The following is a 15,764-nucleotide window of genomic DNA, read 5'->3' on the forward strand; positions in this document are numbered from 1 at the left end:
TGAATTTGCCATCCGGTTGGTTTTGAAGTGACCTCTGTGCTTCAAGATGTCAATCGGTTCACCAAACACATGCTCGGCATTTTGCGCTATGCGCGTCTGAGCCTTGCTGCCGGCCTGCTGGTTCTATCGCCCCTGGCGATCCAGGCGCAGGAGGCATTCAAGGATTTCAAACAGCTGGACACAACGGCGAAGATGCCGAAGCTGAATGCGTTCATCGCGCCAGGTACGGCGCCTGAAGGCTCCAAGCTTCATGCCGTCTCGCTGGAAGCGAAGCTGACCGCGAAGGGTGAGGCGGTTCAGGATGGATTGTCCTGGTATGTCTTCAGCCCCAACGCGGGTGCAGATGGCAAGCTACCTCTCATCGCCAGCTCCCAAGGCGGCTCGGCCGACTTTCAGCTCGCGGCTGGCGACTACTTCGTCAACGTTTCCTTCGGACGCGCGGGCGTGACGCGGAAGCTGACCGTTCCCGAAGAAGGCGAAGTCGACAAGCAGACGATGGTGCTCGAAGCCGGTGGCCTCGTGCTCAACGCCGTCTCCGGCTCCGACATGCGCATTCGCCCCGACCAGTTGAGCTTCTCGATCTATTCGGCTGATGTGCGCGAGGACGGCGAACGCGGCCTGGTCATGGCCGATGTAGCGCCGAATACCGTCGTCCGGCTGAACGCCGGCACGTACCATGTCGTTTCCGAGTATGGCGACATCAACGCGTCGGTTCGCGCGGATATCCAGGTGGAAGCAGGCAAACTGACGGAAGCAACGATCCAGCACAAGGCGGCGCAGATCACCTTCAAGCTTGTATCCGACGCCGGTGGTGAGGCGATCGCGGATACGGCGTGGTCGATCCTGACAGCCGCCGGCGACAGCGTCGGCGAAAGCGTAAGCGCGTTTCCGACGATGGTGCTTGCGGAGGGCGAGTATTCGGCCGTCGCACGCAACAAGGACAAGATCTATCAGCGCGATTTCAAGGTCGAGGCGGGCAAGAATACCGACGTGGAAGTCCTCATGAAGGATGTCCAGCCGGAGCAGCCGGGCGCTGCGGCGGAGACGGTGCAGCAGCTGCCACCGGAGCAGACCGAACAGCCGACACAGAATCAGGCCACGCCGCTTCCGTCCTACGATCAGCTTCAGAATGGCGGAACGAGCGGGCAAGATTCCGACTGACCACCCGGCCCTTCCCAATTGATATGCAATAAAAAACACCCGGCCTCGCGAGAGACCGGGTGTTTCATTTCATTCATCCATCGAAGGCTCAGGCTAGAGCTTTGGCCTTCTTGGCCTCCGCCTTGCGCTTCACGTCCGGCGGTGTTGCCTCGAGGGAAAGGGCAGCAATCGCGTCGTCCAGAGATAGCGACGTCTGCTCCTGGCTACCGAGACGACGGATGTTGACCGTGCGCTCCTCGGCTTCCTTCTTGCCGCAAACGATGATGACGGGAACCTTCGTGACGGAATGTTCACGGACCTTGTAGTTGATCTTCTCGTTGCGGAAATCGGTCTCGACCACGAGGCCTGCATCGCGAAGTGCTTCCGCGACTTCCAGACCGTAGCCGTCCGCCTCGGAGGTGATCGTTGCAACGACCACCTGCAGCGGCGATATCCACAGCGGCAGATGACCTGCAAAGTTTTCGATGAGAATGCCGAGGAAGCGTTCCATCGAACCGCAGATCGCGCGGTGGATCATCACCGGTTGGGTCTTTTCCGAGTTGCTGTCGATGTAGAAAGCGCCAAATCTCTCCGGCAGATTGAAATCGACCTGCGTCGTTCCGCACTGCCATTCGCGACCGATGGCGTCCTTCAGGGTGTACTCGAACTTCGGGCCGTAGAATGCGCCCTCGCCCGGCAGGATGCCGGTCTTGATGCGGCCACCCGACTGCGCCTCGATCGTTTTCAAGACATCCATCATGACGGATTCGGCGCGATCCCACAGGGCATCGGAACCGACGCGCTTTTCAGGACGGGTCGACAGCTTGACGACGATCTCCTTGAAGCCGAAGTCTTCGTAGACCGACAGGATGAGATCGTTGATCTTCAGGCACTCGGCAGCCATCTGCTCGTCCGTGCAGAAGATGTGCGCGTCATCCTGGGTGAACCCGCGCACACGCATCAGACCATGCAGAGCGCCCGACGGTTCATAGCGATGTACATTCCCGAATTCCGCCAGTCTGATAGGCAGTTCGCGGTAAGATTTCAGGCCGTGCTTGAAAATCTGAATGTGACCCGGGCAGTTCATCGGCTTGAGCGCGAAGACGCGGTTGTCGGCTTCCTTGTCCTCCGGATGCGTCAGCGCATGCGCCGACTTCACCGCGAACATGTTCTCCTGATACCAACCCCAGTGGCCCGAGGTTTCCCAGAGAGCCGTATCCAGAACCTGAGGCGCATTCACTTCCTGGTAGTCCATTTCAAGGCGACGGCGCATGTAGGAAACCAGGCTCTGGAAGATGCGCCAGCCCTTGCCGTGCCAGAACACCACGCCTGGACCTTCTTCCTGGAAATGGAACAGGTCCATCTCGCGGCCAAGCTTACGGTGGTCGCGCTTCTCCGCCTCAGCGAGAACGTGCAGGTAATTGTCGAGCTCGGACTGTTCCGCCCAGGCCGTTCCGTAGATACGGGTCAGCATAGGGTTGTTGGAATCGCCGCGCCAATAGGCGCCTGCAACCTTCATCAGTTTGAAGGCAGTGCCGATCTGGCCGGTCGAGGCCATATGCGGGCCGCGGCAAAGGTCGAACCAGTCGCCCTGATAATAGATCTTCAGGTCCTGGCCCTCAGGAATCGCGTCAACGAGCTCGACCTTGTAACTCTCGCCTTTGGCGGCAAAGACTTCCTTTGCCTTGTCGCGAGACCAGATCTGCTTCGTGAAGGGTGCGTTGCGCGCGATGATTTCCTTCATCTTCTTCTCGATCTTCGGCAGATCGTCGGGCGTGAAGGGCTCGTTCTTGGCAAAGTCGTAATAGAAGCCGTTTTCAATCACCGGGCCGATCGTCACCTGGGTGCCGGGCCACAGTTCCTGAACGGCTTCGGCCATGACGTGTGCGGCGTCGTGGCGAATGAGCTCGAGCGCGCGGGGATCCGAGCGCGTCAGAATCTCGATCTTGCCGTCGGCAATCGGGTCCGACAGATCGCGAACCGTGCCGTCGATCGCGATCGCGACAGCCTTCTTGGCAAGGGATTTCGAGATGGATTCGGCAACATCCTTGCCGGTGGCCCCAGCATCGTAGCTGCGCACACTACCATCTGGGAAAGTCAGGGAAACGGATTGGGACATATCGATATTCTCCTTGTCCAGTCCCGCCAACGAATGCGGGTGGTTTCAAATGAAGCGCTTCGTCCGCACGAATACGCAGCCGCCTGATAGTAAAAAATTGTGCCCTAGTAAAGGAAAAGCCCGCCTAGACGAGCATTTCGGCGAGGCCACGAACCGTGTTCCAGTTCCGCAACGTGCCGACGCCCATGCGTTTGGTGGTCAGCGCCGACAAGAGCTTCCACTCACTTGGTTTGCCGGCGAAATCGATCCAGAGATTACCAGCCGTCAGCGCCAGACGCTGCTTTTCGTCGGCATATTTTCTGAGATCGGCAAGGACAGCGCTTTGCAGCGGTTCGCGCATGACGCGGACGATCACCTGGCTCCCCTCGCCGTCCGGAAACGGGTTTGATCGAGCGAGCGCCAGCCAGTTCGCGCCCTTCCGGACGATGATGTCCACGTGTTTCCCGAACCGTGACCTGAAGGCGGCCTCAAGGCGCTGCTCCATGTCACCAATCGGTGCATCGTCTGCCTCGAAGACAATATTGCCGGTGGAGACCAGCGTTCGAGGGCTGCGAAAGCCGATCGATACGGCCATATCGCGCAGATCCGACATCACCACGCGCCGGCCCGGTGACAATACGATGCTATGTAGCAGACCGACGTAGACGGTCATGCTGCCCGGAACTCCGATGGGCAATCCGGCAGGGTCATGATGGCGCCCGCGAAAATTGCCCGATCCACACACAGCCACATCGCCTAGACTGCCTTCCTCCCCACGGTCCAGTACCTCCAGGGCGCCCACCAATGATATCGTTCCTCGAGCCGTTCGGGTACAGGATCCAGGCCGCTCGTTCCACCGGGTCCGCAGCGCGCTACCCGAAAAAGCGTCATCCAGCCGCCAGCCCACAGGCCGTGCCGGGCGATCGACTCGTAGCCATACTCAGAGCAGGTCGGAATGTGCCGGCAACTGTTCCCGATGAATCCCGACAGCGTGGTTTGATAGACAAGGATCAGACCCATCCCCAACAGGCGGTCGGGCGTGCGGGAAAAATGACCGCTGAAATTGCGTGATCGCCGCTTTGGACGAGCGGCAGCCGCGCCGCCCTCGTCCTCGTCATGATCGTCACCGGCTGAACAAAACTGACACATAGCGTTGCCTGGACCTACGCGGTGACCGTCTGTATTCGCTTGGCTTCCACCTGACCGATGGCATCGACCACGGCGTCGAATGTCAACATCGTTGAAGCGTGGCGTGCTTTATAGTCCTTTACCGGGCGAAGGAACCGCATGTCCTCAAAACGCCCTTCCGGCCCGTCACCGTCGGCTTTCAGCATTGCGAGCATATCTTCGCGTGCCCGGCGAATTTCCTGCGCCGTCGCGCCGACCACATGCTGCGCCATGACGGAAGACGATGCCTGACCGAGCGCGCAAGCCTTGACGTCATGGGCAAAAGCAACGACGGTTTCGCCATCCATCTTGAGCCAGATTGTTACCTTCGAGCCGCAGAGTTTTGAATGCGCGTGCGCGCTTGCGTCGGCGTCCGAGAGAGTCCCGATCAAAGGGATATTGCCCGCGAATTCGAGAATCTTGCTGTTGTAGATGTCTTCCATCTTGGATTTTGCTCCAAAACATGTGCCGAGCGCCATTCCTACTGTCATTGTAGCACAAACAAAAAACACACTGTGTCGCGCTGAAAGACTTACATAGGGGTGCCGTTTTCCTATATGTATGTCGTTCGAAGGCCATAAAAATGCAATGGCCTCGGGTAAGTTTGATTGGGAAACCGTGCCGGAAGGGCGGAATTACGCCCCGAAAGCCCCGGAGCCTGCCAAAGGTGCATGAATTCCCTTGTGGGATTGCCAGTGGCTAGTCCGAAGACGGTCCGCCAACGCGGACCAGGAGACAGTTGCATATGGACGCCATAGTCAAGAATTTTCCGCAGACCACGCCTGAATCCAGTCGCCCTACACAGAAAGAAGCCGAAGACGCTGTCCGGACTTTGCTTCGCTGGGCTGGCGATGATCCTGCCCGCGAAGGTCTGCTCGATACGCCGGCGCGTGTGGCAAAGGCCTATCGCGAGCTTTTTGCCGGCTACGAAATGGATGCCGAGGATGTGCTTGGCCGCACATTCGAGGAAGTGGCGGGCTATGACGACATGGTCCTGGTGAAGGACATTCCGTTCTTCTCCCACTGCGAGCATCACATGGTGCCGATCATCGGCAAGGCCCATGTGGCCTACATGCCGGAAGGACGCGTGCTCGGGCTCTCGAAGATCGCGCGCGTCGTGGAAATCTATGGACGTCGCCTGCAGACGCAGGAGACAATGACGGCTCAGATCGCCAAGGCGATCGACGAAACGTTGCGGCCGCGTGGCGTGGCAATCATGATCGAAGCCGAACACATGTGCATGGCCATGCGCGGTGTTCAGAAGCAGGGATCGACCACGCTGACGACCACATTTACCGGAAGCTTCAAGACCGAGCCTGCCGATCAGGCGCGTTTCATGTCCATGGTGCGAGGCCGCTAACCCGCCTTCGCTTGAGAGAGCCGCAATATGCCCTTCGCCTTCAATGCACCGTCCGACGACAAATCTGAACTCGAGGATGCTGGCGATTTCACGCCGCGGTTTGACGACCGCGGCCTGATCACGGCGATCGTGACCGACGCTCATGACGGCGAGCTTCTCATGGTGGCTCATATGAACGCTCAAGCGCTCGCGTTGACGATCCAGACCCGCAAAGCGCACTATTTCAGCCGCTCGCGCGGCAAATTGTGGATCAAGGGCGAAACCTCCGGCAACATCCAGATGGTGAAAGAGATCCGAACGGACTGCGATCAGGACGCCATCTGGCTCAAGGTCGAGGTGGCAGGCCACGACGCGACCTGTCACACCGGCAGACGTTCCTGCTTCTACAGGACGGTCGATCTTGTCGAAGGGCGCCCCATGCTCGATATCGTCGACGACGAGCGCCAGTTCGATCCCAACGAAATTTACGGAAAACAGCCGTAAAACAGCATCGCCGTCTCTTTTTGAGACGGAGAATGCGGCCATATACCAATTGGAAAGGGAAACGGGACACTAATGATCCGATACGGGTGTTCCGGCCATGAGGGAGGCGAAGGATGTTGAGCTGGAGTTCGAACCGTCAAAGCGCTGAGGGCGGCGGTTCCGACATGGGTACTCCGGCGGACACCAAGGTTTTGCCTCCTGCCCCGCCTGCTCCGAAGAAATCCAAGCTGGCGCTTGCCCTCGGTGGAGGCGCTGCGCGCGGCTGGGCTCACATCGGGGTTCTGCGCGCGCTGGACGAAGCCGGCATCGAGATCGGCATGATTGCCGGCACATCGATAGGTGCCCTGGTCGGCGGCTGCTACCTTGCCGGAAAACTCGACGAACTCGAATCATTCGCGCGCTCGCTTACCATGCGGCGCATCGCGAGCCTTCTCGACCTGACCATCGGCGGCAGCGGCCTCTTCGGCGGCATGCGGCTGACGAAGCGAATGCAGGAACACCTGGAAGGATTGAGCGTAGAAGATCTGGACCGTCCGTTCGTGGCGGTTGCTGCGGAGGTCAATACCGGGCACGAGGTATGGATCGCGAATGGCTCGCTGATCACGGCGCTGCGCGCCTCCTACGCCCTGCCCGGAATTTTCGAGCCGATCCGCAGCAATCATCGAACACTTGTCGATGGCGCCCTGGTCAATCCTGTTCCGGTTTCCGTCTGCCGCGCCTACGAGCAGCCGCTGGTCGTTGCCGTGAACCTCAACTACGATCTGTACGGGCGTTCAGCCGTCGTGCGACACAGCGCCGGCCTGTCCCCGCTCGAAGTGCAGAAGCAGGAGCACGCACCATACGCGAAGCTCGGCATGACAGGCGTGATGGTGCAGGCCTTCAACATCATACAGGACCGGATCGCCCGCGCCCGTCTCGCCGGAGATCCGCCCGACATCTCGCTGCAACCCCGCATGAGCGACATCGGACTTTCCGAATTCCACCGCGCCGGCGAAGCGATCGAGCGTGGATACGAGGAGGCGAAAGTTCGCCTTCCGGAACTCAAGAGAATGCAAGAGATGTATGCCGGCTCTATCTGACGAGCCGGCACGACTTCAGCCGGCGATGTAAGCCTTGATTTCTTCGGCTTCGCGCTCGACTTCGGCAATGCGCGTCTTCACGACGTCACCGATCGAGATAATGCCCGCCAGTTTGCCGTTTGCCTCAACCGGTACGTGACGGAACCTGCGGCTCGTCATCAATTCCATCAGTTCGTTGACTGTCGTGCCTTCGTTGCAGCGATAGACCTTCGCCGTCATCAGTGTCGCCACGGGCTGTTCGAGACAGCCTGCACCGAGTTTGGCGATCGCATGGACGACGTCTCGTTCGGTGAATATGCCGGAGATCTTGTTTTCCATCCCGACGATAACGATCGCGCCGATCTTCTTCTTGCTGAGAATCACAGCGGCTTCGGAAACGGTCGTTTGCGGGCCGGCCGTCACCACATCCCTGCCCTTGGCCTCGAGTATGGCTCTGACTGTATTGGACATTTTTAACCTCCTATGTCGAAAGCGAAATACTTCTACTGATCACAGGTGCCCGCGGCGGTCTCTCCTCCCATCGCGGATCAGGTCAAATGGTGCACTCCTCTCAAGAGGATTGCAACACATCCGAATTATCTTGATCTTCCGACGGCGCGCGGTCGAAAAATGCAAAGAGCAGGAAGCCGAAAGCGAAGCCACCGATATGCGCATCCCATGCGATCGGCTGATCGCTGGTTCCGATCAGGGGTATCCCAACTGCGATAAGGATATTTCCGGCGAACCAGAACAGGATAAACATCGCAACGGTGCGGCTGCGCAGCGCAAGAGGGATTGATAGGCGCGGATTGAGGTGCGCGGGGCCCGGCGGTCTGCGCTCGGGCGGGAAGGCGAAGCGGCACGCCGCTCCCATCAGCGCGGAGACGACGCCCGACGCACCGATAAGTACGGTGGCTCCGCCCCAGTTCAAGCCCGCATGCAGAGCAGCCGAGGCAATGGCTGAAAGAACCCAGAAGACCACGTAGCGCGCGACGCCTATCCTGCGGGCAACCGGGGCACCGAAGGCCATCAGCCACAGTCCGTTGAAGACGATATGCTCGACACCGCCATGCAGCAGCGAATAGGTCACCGGCGTCCAGTAAAGCTGCGGCCCCTGCTCCGCCAATGCGGTGGCATAGCGCAACGGGATGAAGCCGAAATTGAAGAAAAGCCAGTCGGTGGCCGCTTCGGAAAGCAGCAGGGCCTGAACCGCGTATATCGCCACAAGTACGGCGATGCTCGCCAGCACGGGGCCGGGAAGATTGAAAATCGGGGTGCGCTGTGGCGACGGGGGTTCCGCTGTCGCTTGCGGTTCGACCGAATCGTCCATCAACAGCCCTCGCTTGCTTCGAAAGGCAGGCTTACAGGAGCGACAGACAAAAAAAAAGCCGTTCGGCATGAAGCCGAACGGCCCGCTGGGCGCCCCTCCCCCGAGATGACCTGCGCACCAGCAATCTGTGCTGAACTTCCGCAACCGGAAGCGATGACTGGATAGTTGCATGCCGCGCCGCGCCGCTCAACCGTAACCACTTCTTAACCTTAACCGCCGCGATCTGGCATGAAAAACGCATCGGACCTCTTATCGACGGCCATGAGGGCCGTGTTTTGAACCGGAATGAAACAGATCGGCCAATCCATGCGTCTCAGGGCAACCATCGACATTTTTGAGTATTGGAACCGCATTCGCGGCACGGAACTGGCGCCCTTGCGGTCTCAGATAGAGCCTCGGGAAGTCCGCCACATCCTCGCAAATCTCTTCATGCTGGAGAAGACGGAGGCCGGGCGGATCGTCTTCAGGCTGGCCGGAACGAAGATCTGCGACCTTTTCGGTCGGGACCTTGGAGGTGGTGGCCTCGCCGAGCTCTGGGCACATGGCCAGGAAGACATCGAGAGCACGGCCGCCGGAATTATGGACCATGGCATACCGGCCCTGCTGAACGCCACGGGCTACAGCACCGCAGGACACCGTGCGACGTTCGAGATCATTCTCCTCCCGCTGCGTTCGGCAGACGGCGGCAACGACAAGCTACTGGGCGCAATCGCACCTGCAACCGCCGCGAGCTGGCTCGAGGTGGTGCCGCTGCAGTTCCTGGCCCTTGACCGCAGCCGACTGCTTCACGAACCGCTGGCCCGCCAACTCGATACCCTGCAACCGCCTGCCCCGGCTCCGGCCACGCGCCCCGCGTCGATCTCGGCAACGCTGCAGCGTTTGATGTCTGGACTCCTGCACCGTCCGTCGGACGGAGATGTGCCATTTCGGCACTACTGATTGTGCCGCACCGAACGTGCATCCGTCGGGTTGGAACAACCTTCTGTTAATGGATTGCGGATAAAGATCGCGTATAAGTTATTTGCAAAGAAGCCCTTTAATGCACGCGTTCCAGCAAGCTCAGACGCAACGGCCTGCGCCTCGCCCTGAACAAGGTGCTTTTCAGCGCGTCCCTATCAATATGCAGGGACGCTTGATGCTGGCCAATTACGAAGAATATGAGTGCCTCGTGATCGACATGTCACCGGGCGATATGTACGTCACCTGCCAGGGACGTCCGCGCGCCGGTGAACGTGTGATTGCCTATATCGATCACCTCGGCCGCGTCGAAGGCTATGTCCAGACCATCGACGGACGCGGCTTTACGATGTCGATCAACGCTACGGAGCGTAAGCGCGAGAAGCTTGCCGCTCAGTTGACCTGGCTCGCGAACAAGCACGAACTGGGCCTTCCGGAAGATCGCCGCCACGACCGATTGACGCCGAGAGAGACGAAGACCGAAATCACGCTCGAGGACGGCACCAAGTATCTGGGCCGCATCATGGACCTTTCCTTGTCCGGCGCTGCTGTCGATGTCGAAGTGCGGCCGGCGATCGGGACGCCCGTTCGGCTTGGCAACATGCGCGGCCGCGTCGTGCGCCACTTCGTGGAAGGCGTCGCCATCGAATTCCTTTCTGTGCAGTCGCGCGAAACGCTCCGCGAGTTTCTCTAAGCCACGTCATCCCACTGTCATGAAGCGACGCCATCAAGGCCGCCGAAAGGTGACCGATGACATTTCTTTATCCTGAGGCGACGCCCTACGACAGCGGCCTCCTCCCCGTGGGCGACGGACAGCAGATCTATTGGGAGACTTACGGCAATCCTGATGGTGTGCCGGCGGTCTATCTCCATGGGGGGCCGGGGTCCGGCTCGACACCTTCGGCTACGCGATACTTCGATCCTTCCTTCTATCGCATCATTCTCTTCGATCAGCGAAACTGCGGCCGCAGCTTGCCGAACGCAGCGGCAATGACGACCGATCTCGCGGCCAATACGACCTGGCATCTGGTCGATGACATGGAGCGCTTGCGCGTCCACCTTGGAATACAAGGCTGGTTGCTCTTCGGAACCTCGTGGGGATCCACACTGGCGTTGGCGTATGCGCAGACCCATCCGGCCGCCGTGACGGGCGTGATCCTCGGCGGGGTGACGACGACCCGCCGCTCCGAAATCGACTGGCTGACGCGCGGCCTGGCACATCTTTTTCCGGCTGAATGGCACCGGCTCGTCCAGGCGCTTCCAGAGGATCTGCGGACCATCGACGTGGTCGACGCCTATCGCCAGCTGCTCAATGCCCCTGATATCGCGACGCGACTGCAGGCCGCGCGGGACTGGCACGAATGGGAATCGGCTTCGATCCTGCACGCCAATCCGCAAGGATTGCCTCGGCGCTGGAAGGACCCGCTCTATCTCCTGACGCGGGCGCGTATCATCGCTCACTACTTCAGCCACAATGCCTGGCTCGAAGACGGTCAGCTTCTCAGCAGCGCGTGGAGACTCGATGGCATTCCCGGCACGCTGGTTCAGGGGCGCCTTGACCTAGAAGCGCCGCTTGTCACCGCCTGGGAGCTCTCGCGCGCCTGGAAGGACAGCGAGCTGATCGTGATCGAGAATGCCGCACATTCGACTGATCACCACGACATGGCGACAGCGATCGTTGAATCCGCCAATCGTTTTCGTGAAAAAATCAAAAAATAATTTTTGGCGCGATGGCCGATTATTCTGCTGAATCTCGAGTTTGGGCGCCAAACGCCTGTCCAAACGGGCCATCACTGCGCTGTCCAGCCAGGATGGAGAAGGTTAATCCATTGCTACCAGAAGGCCGCTCGCAGTCCGCCACGTTAATACTTCGCGCCGAAATGATGCATTTTCGATCTTGGCCGCTTTCCCCGGACGCTAAAATTTGAATCAAATTTATCGCAAAAGCCGTTCGAATTTTATTCGAATTAAGCGCGTGTTTTAGTCTAATTCGCCTCACGTTTGAATCAACTAAGCCTTTATTTTTACTTCGCAATTTTGCGGCGGATAAAAACGTCTGTGCGAATGTCTCCTCACGAACGGGGAGACGACAAATGACAATAACAACTTTCATCAAGGGCGGTGTGGCCGCCGGAATGATGTTGATGGGCATGACGGGCGTTGGACAGAGCGCCTATCTGAGCATGACGGTTGTGGGCAATGCGAGCCCGCCGATCGGCGCCTATCAGTTCTGCAAGGAAATTCCCGCCGATTGCAACAATCCTGCCGGCGACCAGGGACCGCTTCTCCTCACCGAGGAGCGCTGGAAAGCCATTCTAAAGATCAACTACGACGTAAACTCCTCAATCACGCCAATGACCGACATGGAAGTATACGGCGTGGAGGAACGCTGGGCCTATCCACGCACCGCAGGTGATTGTGAAGACTACGCGCTGCTCAAGCGCAAGAAGCTGATCGACGCCGGCTTCTCGCCGTCGGACCTCCTCATGACGGTCGTGCTACAACCGAATGGCGACGGTCATGCCGTCCTGACCATCCGGACCGATCGCGGCGACTTCGTTCTCGACAACATGCGTAACAAGGTCATGCTCTGGGCCGATACCGAGTACACCTTCCTGAAGCGCCAATCCGCTGACGATCCGGCGCGCTGGGTCAAGCTCCAGGACGGCCGCGCGGTCGCCGTCGGCAGCGTCAAGTAATTCTTCGCCGGACCATTCCGGCGACCACGTCCAAGCGACCGGTCTGTCCCCGCATCCCCGTCCCGACCGGCGCCTGAGAGCCGCTCCTGCTGTCCCAGGAGCGGCTCATCTTTTATGGTGGCTTTACTGTTATTTAACCACACCAAACGGATCATTGCGGCAACAGAATCCCTGCCGGCGGCTCTTGTTCTTCGTGCCTCGGTCGTTCTCTCCGAGGACCGCAATGCATCACTCCGCCGACACCGCACAGCCGCTTCATGAAACACCGCTGCTTTCGATGAGCCTGCTCTTCCGCGCCATGGCCGTCATTGCGACGCTGGCAGCATTGACCCTGGCGATCAGCATAGGCGGCCGCTGGATCGGTGAACGCATTTCGCTCGCCGGCAACACGGACAGCGTCGCACCGGTAACGCTCACAATCGGTCGCGACACGCTTGAGGTCCCCGCAAACACAATCCGCTTTTCCAGCCAGCGCAAGGACGGTGTCGCGGAGCGTGCGGATCTCTATCTCACCTGGCCGCAAATGCAGGGCTATACGAAGGATAGCAGGGACCGTTTCGACGACATCGGCCAGTCCTCCGGCCTGATCTTCATGCAGATCACGCAAAGCACGATGTCGCGTGACATGTCCGGCAGGCTGGAGCCGATCTACAACCACCTGGTGGATGGTCAATCCGAAACCTTCGGCGCAGGCATGACGCTGCATCATTTTCGCGCGGATGCCGGCTATCCGAGCGAAGTGCTGCTGACGGCGCCGCGCGTCAGCGCGGACGATTATGTCGTTCGCTGCATGTTGCCTGCTGCGGCGGAAGCGGCAACCAGCGGCGACTGCCAAAGGGATATCAAGGTCGGACGTGATTTAAGTGTGCTTTACCGTTTCTCGAGTCGGCATTTGCCCGACTGGGACCATATTGATGCCGCTATTCGCCACTTTGTGGAGGCGCGGCTTGTGACCCGTTCCGAGGCGAGCCGCTAGAATGCCGGGAAACGCCGAAACAAACGATTAATCATAAACCGATTGGTAACCCTGCGCCGCTATCTTCAGCCGAGCTGATCGTGCGGGAGGGTGCGCGGTCCCGAGAAAATCTGAACTGCAAGCAAAGAGTGAAATAGTGTCAAGGTCAATTTCCTCCGTATTTCCGATCCGTTCGAGAAGCTTCCTGGTCAAGGCGATCGCTGCCTTCTCGATAGCATTCGGAATCGTAACGGCTGACTCGATTAATGCGGAGGCAGAGGCCGCCAATTCCAGATATGCCGGGATTGTCGTCGACGCCAACAGCGGAAACGTCCTCTATAGTGAGAATGCGGATCGCTTGCAGTATCCCGCATCGCTGACCAAGATGATGACGCTTTACCTTACGTTCGAAGCCTTGGAACAGGGTCGTATTCGCCTCGATTCGGCGGTTCCCTTCTCGGCTCACGCTTCGGCACAAGCGCCGACCAAGCTTGGCGTTCGCCCAGGCGCAACGATCTCCGTCGAGCAGGCCATCCTTGGTCTCGTCACTCTCTCCGCCAATGATGCGTCGACCGCGCTTGGCGAGTTGCTCGGAGGCACCGAAGATCGCTTTGCCCAGATCATGACGGCAAAGGCTCATGCTCTCGGCATGACCCGCACGACCTACAGAAATGCCAACGGCCTGCCGAACACGGCCCAGATGACCACGGCTCGCGATCAGGCTCGCCTTGGAATCGCGCTACGCCAGCATTTTCCGCAGTATTACGGTTATTTCTCCACGCAGAGCTTCAAGTTCGGCAACCGCATCATCCGAAGCCATAACCGCCTGGTCGGCTCGGTCCGCGGCGTCGACGGCATCAAGACCGGTTACACCCGCGCTGCCGGCTTCAATCTCGTCAGTTCCGTCCAGGTTGATGGCAAGTCGATCGTGGGCGTCGTCCTTGGCGGCGCGTCCACTCCTGCGCGTGACACCCAGATGCGCAACCTGATCGCCAGCTACCTGCCGAAGGCTTCCACGCGCGGCGGTTCAGCCAATCTCGTTGCGCAGGCGCCGAAAATCTCGGCCGAACCGGTTATTCCGGTTACCGCTGCCAAGAGCGAAGTTGCCTCCGTCGGCGGCGTTGACCTGCCGCATAGCGGCCCGACACCCGACAGCCGCCAACAGGCTGCTTCGACACAGGTCGCCTACACGGCAACGTCTTCGACAAAATCCGACAATCCACTGCTGCAGGAGATGCCTGCTCCGACCAAGGTGAAGACCCAGCCGATCAAGCAGGCCGCGGTTGCTTCCGTCGCGCCGACGCAGGCCTATGTTCCGCCGGAGCAGGGTGACACTTCGATCGACACTCTGACGACCGCCTCGACCTCTTCCCCGCATCTGAGCGGCTGGGTCGTCCAGATCGGCGTATCGTCGACCAAGGACGGCGCCATGGACCTTCTTGACGGTGCCAAGACCAAGGGCGGCAAGGCATTGCGTTCGGCCAAGCCTCTCGCCGTCGCCTATTCCGGCGGCTACCGCGCTCGCTTCGGCGGTTTCGACGAACAGCGCGATGCCGTCAATGCCTGCAACGCCCTGAAGCGTTCCGGCGTAAAGTGCTGGGCTTCGGCTCAGTAATGCCAATGGCTTGCCGCCCATCTGTTTCAGGCGGCTGCCGGACAAGGCGTGGATCGGTGTTTGCGATCCCGCCTAGTGACCTACTCGATGTGTATTGCGTACGGGGATGACAATGGCGATCAATGAGAACACTCCAGAGTTTCCGCCTCATGGCAGATTGACGGGAAAGAATCCCCGTTCCGGACTGCACCCTCTGCACGAGGCGGCACTTCGCCTCGCCGAGATCGGCGTTCAACGGCAAAAGCCTAAGACGGCCAAGACCAAGGATCTGATCAACCTTCTGCTTTGCCACGGCGCACGCGCATGGCGCTATTCGCAGCCAGAGGCGATGATCCATCTGCACGTGACCTGCTCGGACGGCAGATCGCCGGTGACGCTCCGACTGCGCTGAGGCGCTCCCTAAAGAAGCCCCAACTCCGAGAGCTCGCGGCGAAGGTCCGCGGGCATATCGGCTACGCCTTCTCCAAGGCTATGGAGATCGCGCGGAATGTCTTCATGAGGGTAGTAGCGCCAGCCCTGAAATGCGCGCTTCGGCTGCACGGCCGTCTCGATCACCTCCGGCCCGAGGATCAGTTGGCAGCGTGAGATGCCTTCACCATCGGTGAATGTCTGGATGTCGAGAAGGTTCTGCCGCGCCTGGACCTGCCCCTTGATCACCCAATAAAGCGAACCGCCATCGAGGAGTTCTTCGAGGCGTTTAGGGACCATCCTCGTGGTATGGATCGAGTGAGGTTCAAGGCCGGCAGCGATGGCGCTCATCGCGCGCTGCGCCACCCATTCACGCAGATCGTCGATCGAGTCCGCGCCAACACATAACTTGATAAGATGCAATGCCATGCCGCCGTTGAAATCCTTTTGCGCGGCAGCGTCAAGCAGCGAATTGCGCGGCAGGTCGCCGCGCT

At 59.6% G+C, this 15,764-nt stretch carries 18 protein-coding genes; 11 read left to right on the forward strand and 7 right to left on the reverse strand.

The features are described 5' to 3' along the window. Positions 1–69 precede the first annotated feature (69 nt). A complete protein-coding gene (locus ASE04_RS17240) occupies positions 70–1,161 on the forward strand; it encodes a hypothetical protein (RefSeq protein ID WP_056820409.1) in 1,092 nt (363 codons plus the stop codon). An 88-nt stretch (positions 1,162–1,249) separates the two neighbouring features. Here the strand turns inward: ASE04_RS17240 and thrS are convergent, their stop codons facing one another. The 4 genes from thrS to ASE04_RS17255 form a co-directional block, all read right to left on the reverse strand. Then, positions 1,250–3,259 carry a threonine--tRNA ligase gene (thrS, locus tag ASE04_RS17245; RefSeq protein WP_056819417.1) on the reverse strand — a complete coding sequence of 670 codons (2,010 nt, stop codon included), beginning with the start codon at positions 3,257–3,259 and terminating at the stop codon, positions 1,250–1,252. 124 nt (positions 3,260–3,383) lie between these two features. Then, positions 3,384–3,911 carry a DUF1697 domain-containing protein gene (locus ASE04_RS17250; protein ID WP_056819418.1) on the reverse strand — a complete coding sequence of 176 codons (528 nt, stop codon included), beginning with the start codon at positions 3,909–3,911 and terminating at the stop codon, positions 3,384–3,386. An 83-nt stretch (positions 3,912–3,994) separates the two neighbouring features. Beyond that, positions 3,995–4,387 (reverse strand): membrane protein insertion efficiency factor YidD, encoded by a 393-nt coding sequence (gene yidD, locus ASE04_RS30195; protein ID WP_082597391.1) that lies wholly within the window; start codon positions 4,385–4,387, stop codon positions 3,995–3,997. Between the two features lie 14 nt (positions 4,388–4,401). Beyond that, a complete protein-coding gene (locus tag ASE04_RS17255) occupies positions 4,402–4,848 on the reverse strand; it encodes an iron-sulfur cluster assembly scaffold protein (RefSeq protein ID WP_056819421.1) in 447 nt (148 codons plus the stop codon). 302 nt (positions 4,849–5,150) lie between these two features. Between ASE04_RS17255 and folE the strand changes: the two genes are divergently transcribed. The 3 genes from folE to ASE04_RS17270 all read left to right on the forward strand — a co-directional run bounded on the left by folE (position 5,151) and on the right by ASE04_RS17270 (position 7,327). Further along, positions 5,151–5,765 (forward strand): GTP cyclohydrolase I FolE, encoded by a 615-nt coding sequence (gene folE / locus ASE04_RS17260; RefSeq protein WP_056819422.1) that lies wholly within the window; start codon positions 5,151–5,153, stop codon positions 5,763–5,765. Between the two features lie 27 nt (positions 5,766–5,792). Then, on the forward strand, positions 5,793–6,248 hold the full coding sequence (gene hisI / locus ASE04_RS17265; RefSeq protein ID WP_056819424.1) for a phosphoribosyl-AMP cyclohydrolase: 456 nt from the start codon (positions 5,793–5,795) through the stop codon (positions 6,246–6,248). A 113-nt stretch (positions 6,249–6,361) separates the two neighbouring features. Beyond that, complete coding sequence (locus ASE04_RS17270) at positions 6,362–7,327, forward strand: patatin-like phospholipase family protein (protein ID WP_056819426.1); 966 nt, start codon at positions 6,362–6,364, stop codon at positions 7,325–7,327. A gap of 15 nt (positions 7,328–7,342) precedes the next feature. Here the strand turns inward: ASE04_RS17270 and ASE04_RS17275 are convergent, their stop codons facing one another. After that, on the reverse strand, positions 7,343–7,777 hold the full coding sequence (locus tag ASE04_RS17275; protein ID WP_056819427.1) for a CBS domain-containing protein: 435 nt from the start codon (positions 7,775–7,777) through the stop codon (positions 7,343–7,345). A gap of 100 nt (positions 7,778–7,877) precedes the next feature. Beyond that, positions 7,878–8,639: a rhomboid family intramembrane serine protease gene (locus ASE04_RS17280; RefSeq protein ID WP_056820412.1), complete on the reverse strand. Its 762-nt coding sequence runs from the start codon at positions 8,637–8,639 to the stop codon at positions 7,878–7,880. Between the two features lie 303 nt (positions 8,640–8,942). Here ASE04_RS17280 and ASE04_RS17285 point away from each other — a divergent pair, with 303 nt between their 5' ends. The 7 genes from ASE04_RS17285 to ASE04_RS17315 all read left to right on the forward strand — a co-directional run bounded on the left by ASE04_RS17285 (position 8,943) and on the right by ASE04_RS17315 (position 15,253). Then, a complete protein-coding gene (locus ASE04_RS17285) occupies positions 8,943–9,575 on the forward strand; it encodes a PAS domain-containing protein (protein ID WP_056819428.1) in 633 nt (210 codons plus the stop codon). A 100-nt stretch (positions 9,576–9,675) separates the two neighbouring features. Continuing rightward, positions 9,676–10,287, forward strand: a complete 612-nt coding sequence (locus ASE04_RS17290; protein WP_056819429.1) for a PilZ domain-containing protein — start codon at positions 9,676–9,678, stop codon at positions 10,285–10,287. Positions 10,288–10,343: 56 nt separating this feature from the next. Beyond that, on the forward strand, positions 10,344–11,312 hold the full coding sequence (pip, locus tag ASE04_RS17295) for a prolyl aminopeptidase (RefSeq protein WP_056819431.1): 969 nt from the start codon (positions 10,344–10,346) through the stop codon (positions 11,310–11,312). Between the two features lie 374 nt (positions 11,313–11,686). Beyond that, on the forward strand, positions 11,687–12,292 hold the full coding sequence (locus ASE04_RS17300; RefSeq protein WP_056819433.1) for a transglutaminase-like cysteine peptidase: 606 nt from the start codon (positions 11,687–11,689) through the stop codon (positions 12,290–12,292). A 184-nt stretch (positions 12,293–12,476) separates the two neighbouring features. Further along, positions 12,477–13,268: a hypothetical protein gene (locus tag ASE04_RS17305; RefSeq protein WP_056819434.1), complete on the forward strand. Its 792-nt coding sequence runs from the start codon at positions 12,477–12,479 to the stop codon at positions 13,266–13,268. A 115-nt stretch (positions 13,269–13,383) separates the two neighbouring features. Further along, positions 13,384–14,862 (forward strand): D-alanyl-D-alanine carboxypeptidase, encoded by a 1,479-nt coding sequence (locus tag ASE04_RS17310; protein WP_200960739.1) that lies wholly within the window; start codon positions 13,384–13,386, stop codon positions 14,860–14,862. A gap of 112 nt (positions 14,863–14,974) precedes the next feature. Further along, positions 14,975–15,253, forward strand: a complete 279-nt coding sequence (locus ASE04_RS17315) for a hypothetical protein (RefSeq protein WP_056819436.1) — start codon at positions 14,975–14,977, stop codon at positions 15,251–15,253. Positions 15,254–15,261: 8 nt separating this feature from the next. Here the strand turns inward: ASE04_RS17315 and ASE04_RS17320 are convergent, their stop codons facing one another. Beyond that, a complete protein-coding gene (locus tag ASE04_RS17320) occupies positions 15,262–15,699 on the reverse strand; it encodes a DUF1489 family protein (RefSeq protein ID WP_056819438.1) in 438 nt (145 codons plus the stop codon). Positions 15,700–15,764 lie beyond the last annotated feature (65 nt).

Source organism: Rhizobium sp. Root708 (genome assembly GCF_001429725.1).
Classification (GTDB): domain Bacteria; phylum Pseudomonadota; class Alphaproteobacteria; order Rhizobiales; family Rhizobiaceae; genus Rhizobium.

Coding starts and splice junctions, on each gene's coding strand:
- pip (WP_056819431.1), top strand. CDS start 10,344: ATGACATTTCTTTATCCTGAGGCGACGCCCTACGACAGCGGCCTCCTC.
- ASE04_RS17290 (WP_056819429.1), top strand. CDS start 9,676: ATGCACGCGTTCCAGCAAGCTCAGACGCAACGGCCTGCGCCTCGCCCT.
- yidD (WP_082597391.1), bottom strand. CDS start 4,387: ATGTGTCAGTTTTGTTCAGCCGGTGACGATCATGACGAGGACGAGGGC.
- folE (WP_056819422.1), top strand. CDS start 5,151: ATGGACGCCATAGTCAAGAATTTTCCGCAGACCACGCCTGAATCCAGT.
- ASE04_RS17255 (WP_056819421.1), bottom strand. CDS start 4,848: ATGGAAGACATCTACAACAGCAAGATTCTCGAATTCGCGGGCAATATC.
- ASE04_RS17300 (WP_056819433.1), top strand. CDS start 11,687: ATGACAATAACAACTTTCATCAAGGGCGGTGTGGCCGCCGGAATGATG.
- ASE04_RS17315 (WP_056819436.1), top strand. CDS start 14,975: ATGGCGATCAATGAGAACACTCCAGAGTTTCCGCCTCATGGCAGATTG.
- ASE04_RS17320 (WP_056819438.1), bottom strand. CDS start 15,699: ATGGCATTGCATCTTATCAAGTTATGTGTTGGCGCGGACTCGATCGAC.
- ASE04_RS17240 (WP_056820409.1), top strand. CDS start 70: ATGCTCGGCATTTTGCGCTATGCGCGTCTGAGCCTTGCTGCCGGCCTG.
- ASE04_RS17270 (WP_056819426.1), top strand. CDS start 6,362: ATGTTGAGCTGGAGTTCGAACCGTCAAAGCGCTGAGGGCGGCGGTTCC.
- ASE04_RS17275 (WP_056819427.1), bottom strand. CDS start 7,777: ATGTCCAATACAGTCAGAGCCATACTCGAGGCCAAGGGCAGGGATGTG.
- hisI (WP_056819424.1), top strand. CDS start 5,793: ATGCCCTTCGCCTTCAATGCACCGTCCGACGACAAATCTGAACTCGAG.
- thrS (WP_056819417.1), bottom strand. CDS start 3,259: ATGTCCCAATCCGTTTCCCTGACTTTCCCAGATGGTAGTGTGCGCAGC.
- ASE04_RS17285 (WP_056819428.1), top strand. CDS start 8,943: ATGCGTCTCAGGGCAACCATCGACATTTTTGAGTATTGGAACCGCATT.
- ASE04_RS17250 (WP_056819418.1), bottom strand. CDS start 3,911: ATGACCGTCTACGTCGGTCTGCTACATAGCATCGTATTGTCACCGGGC.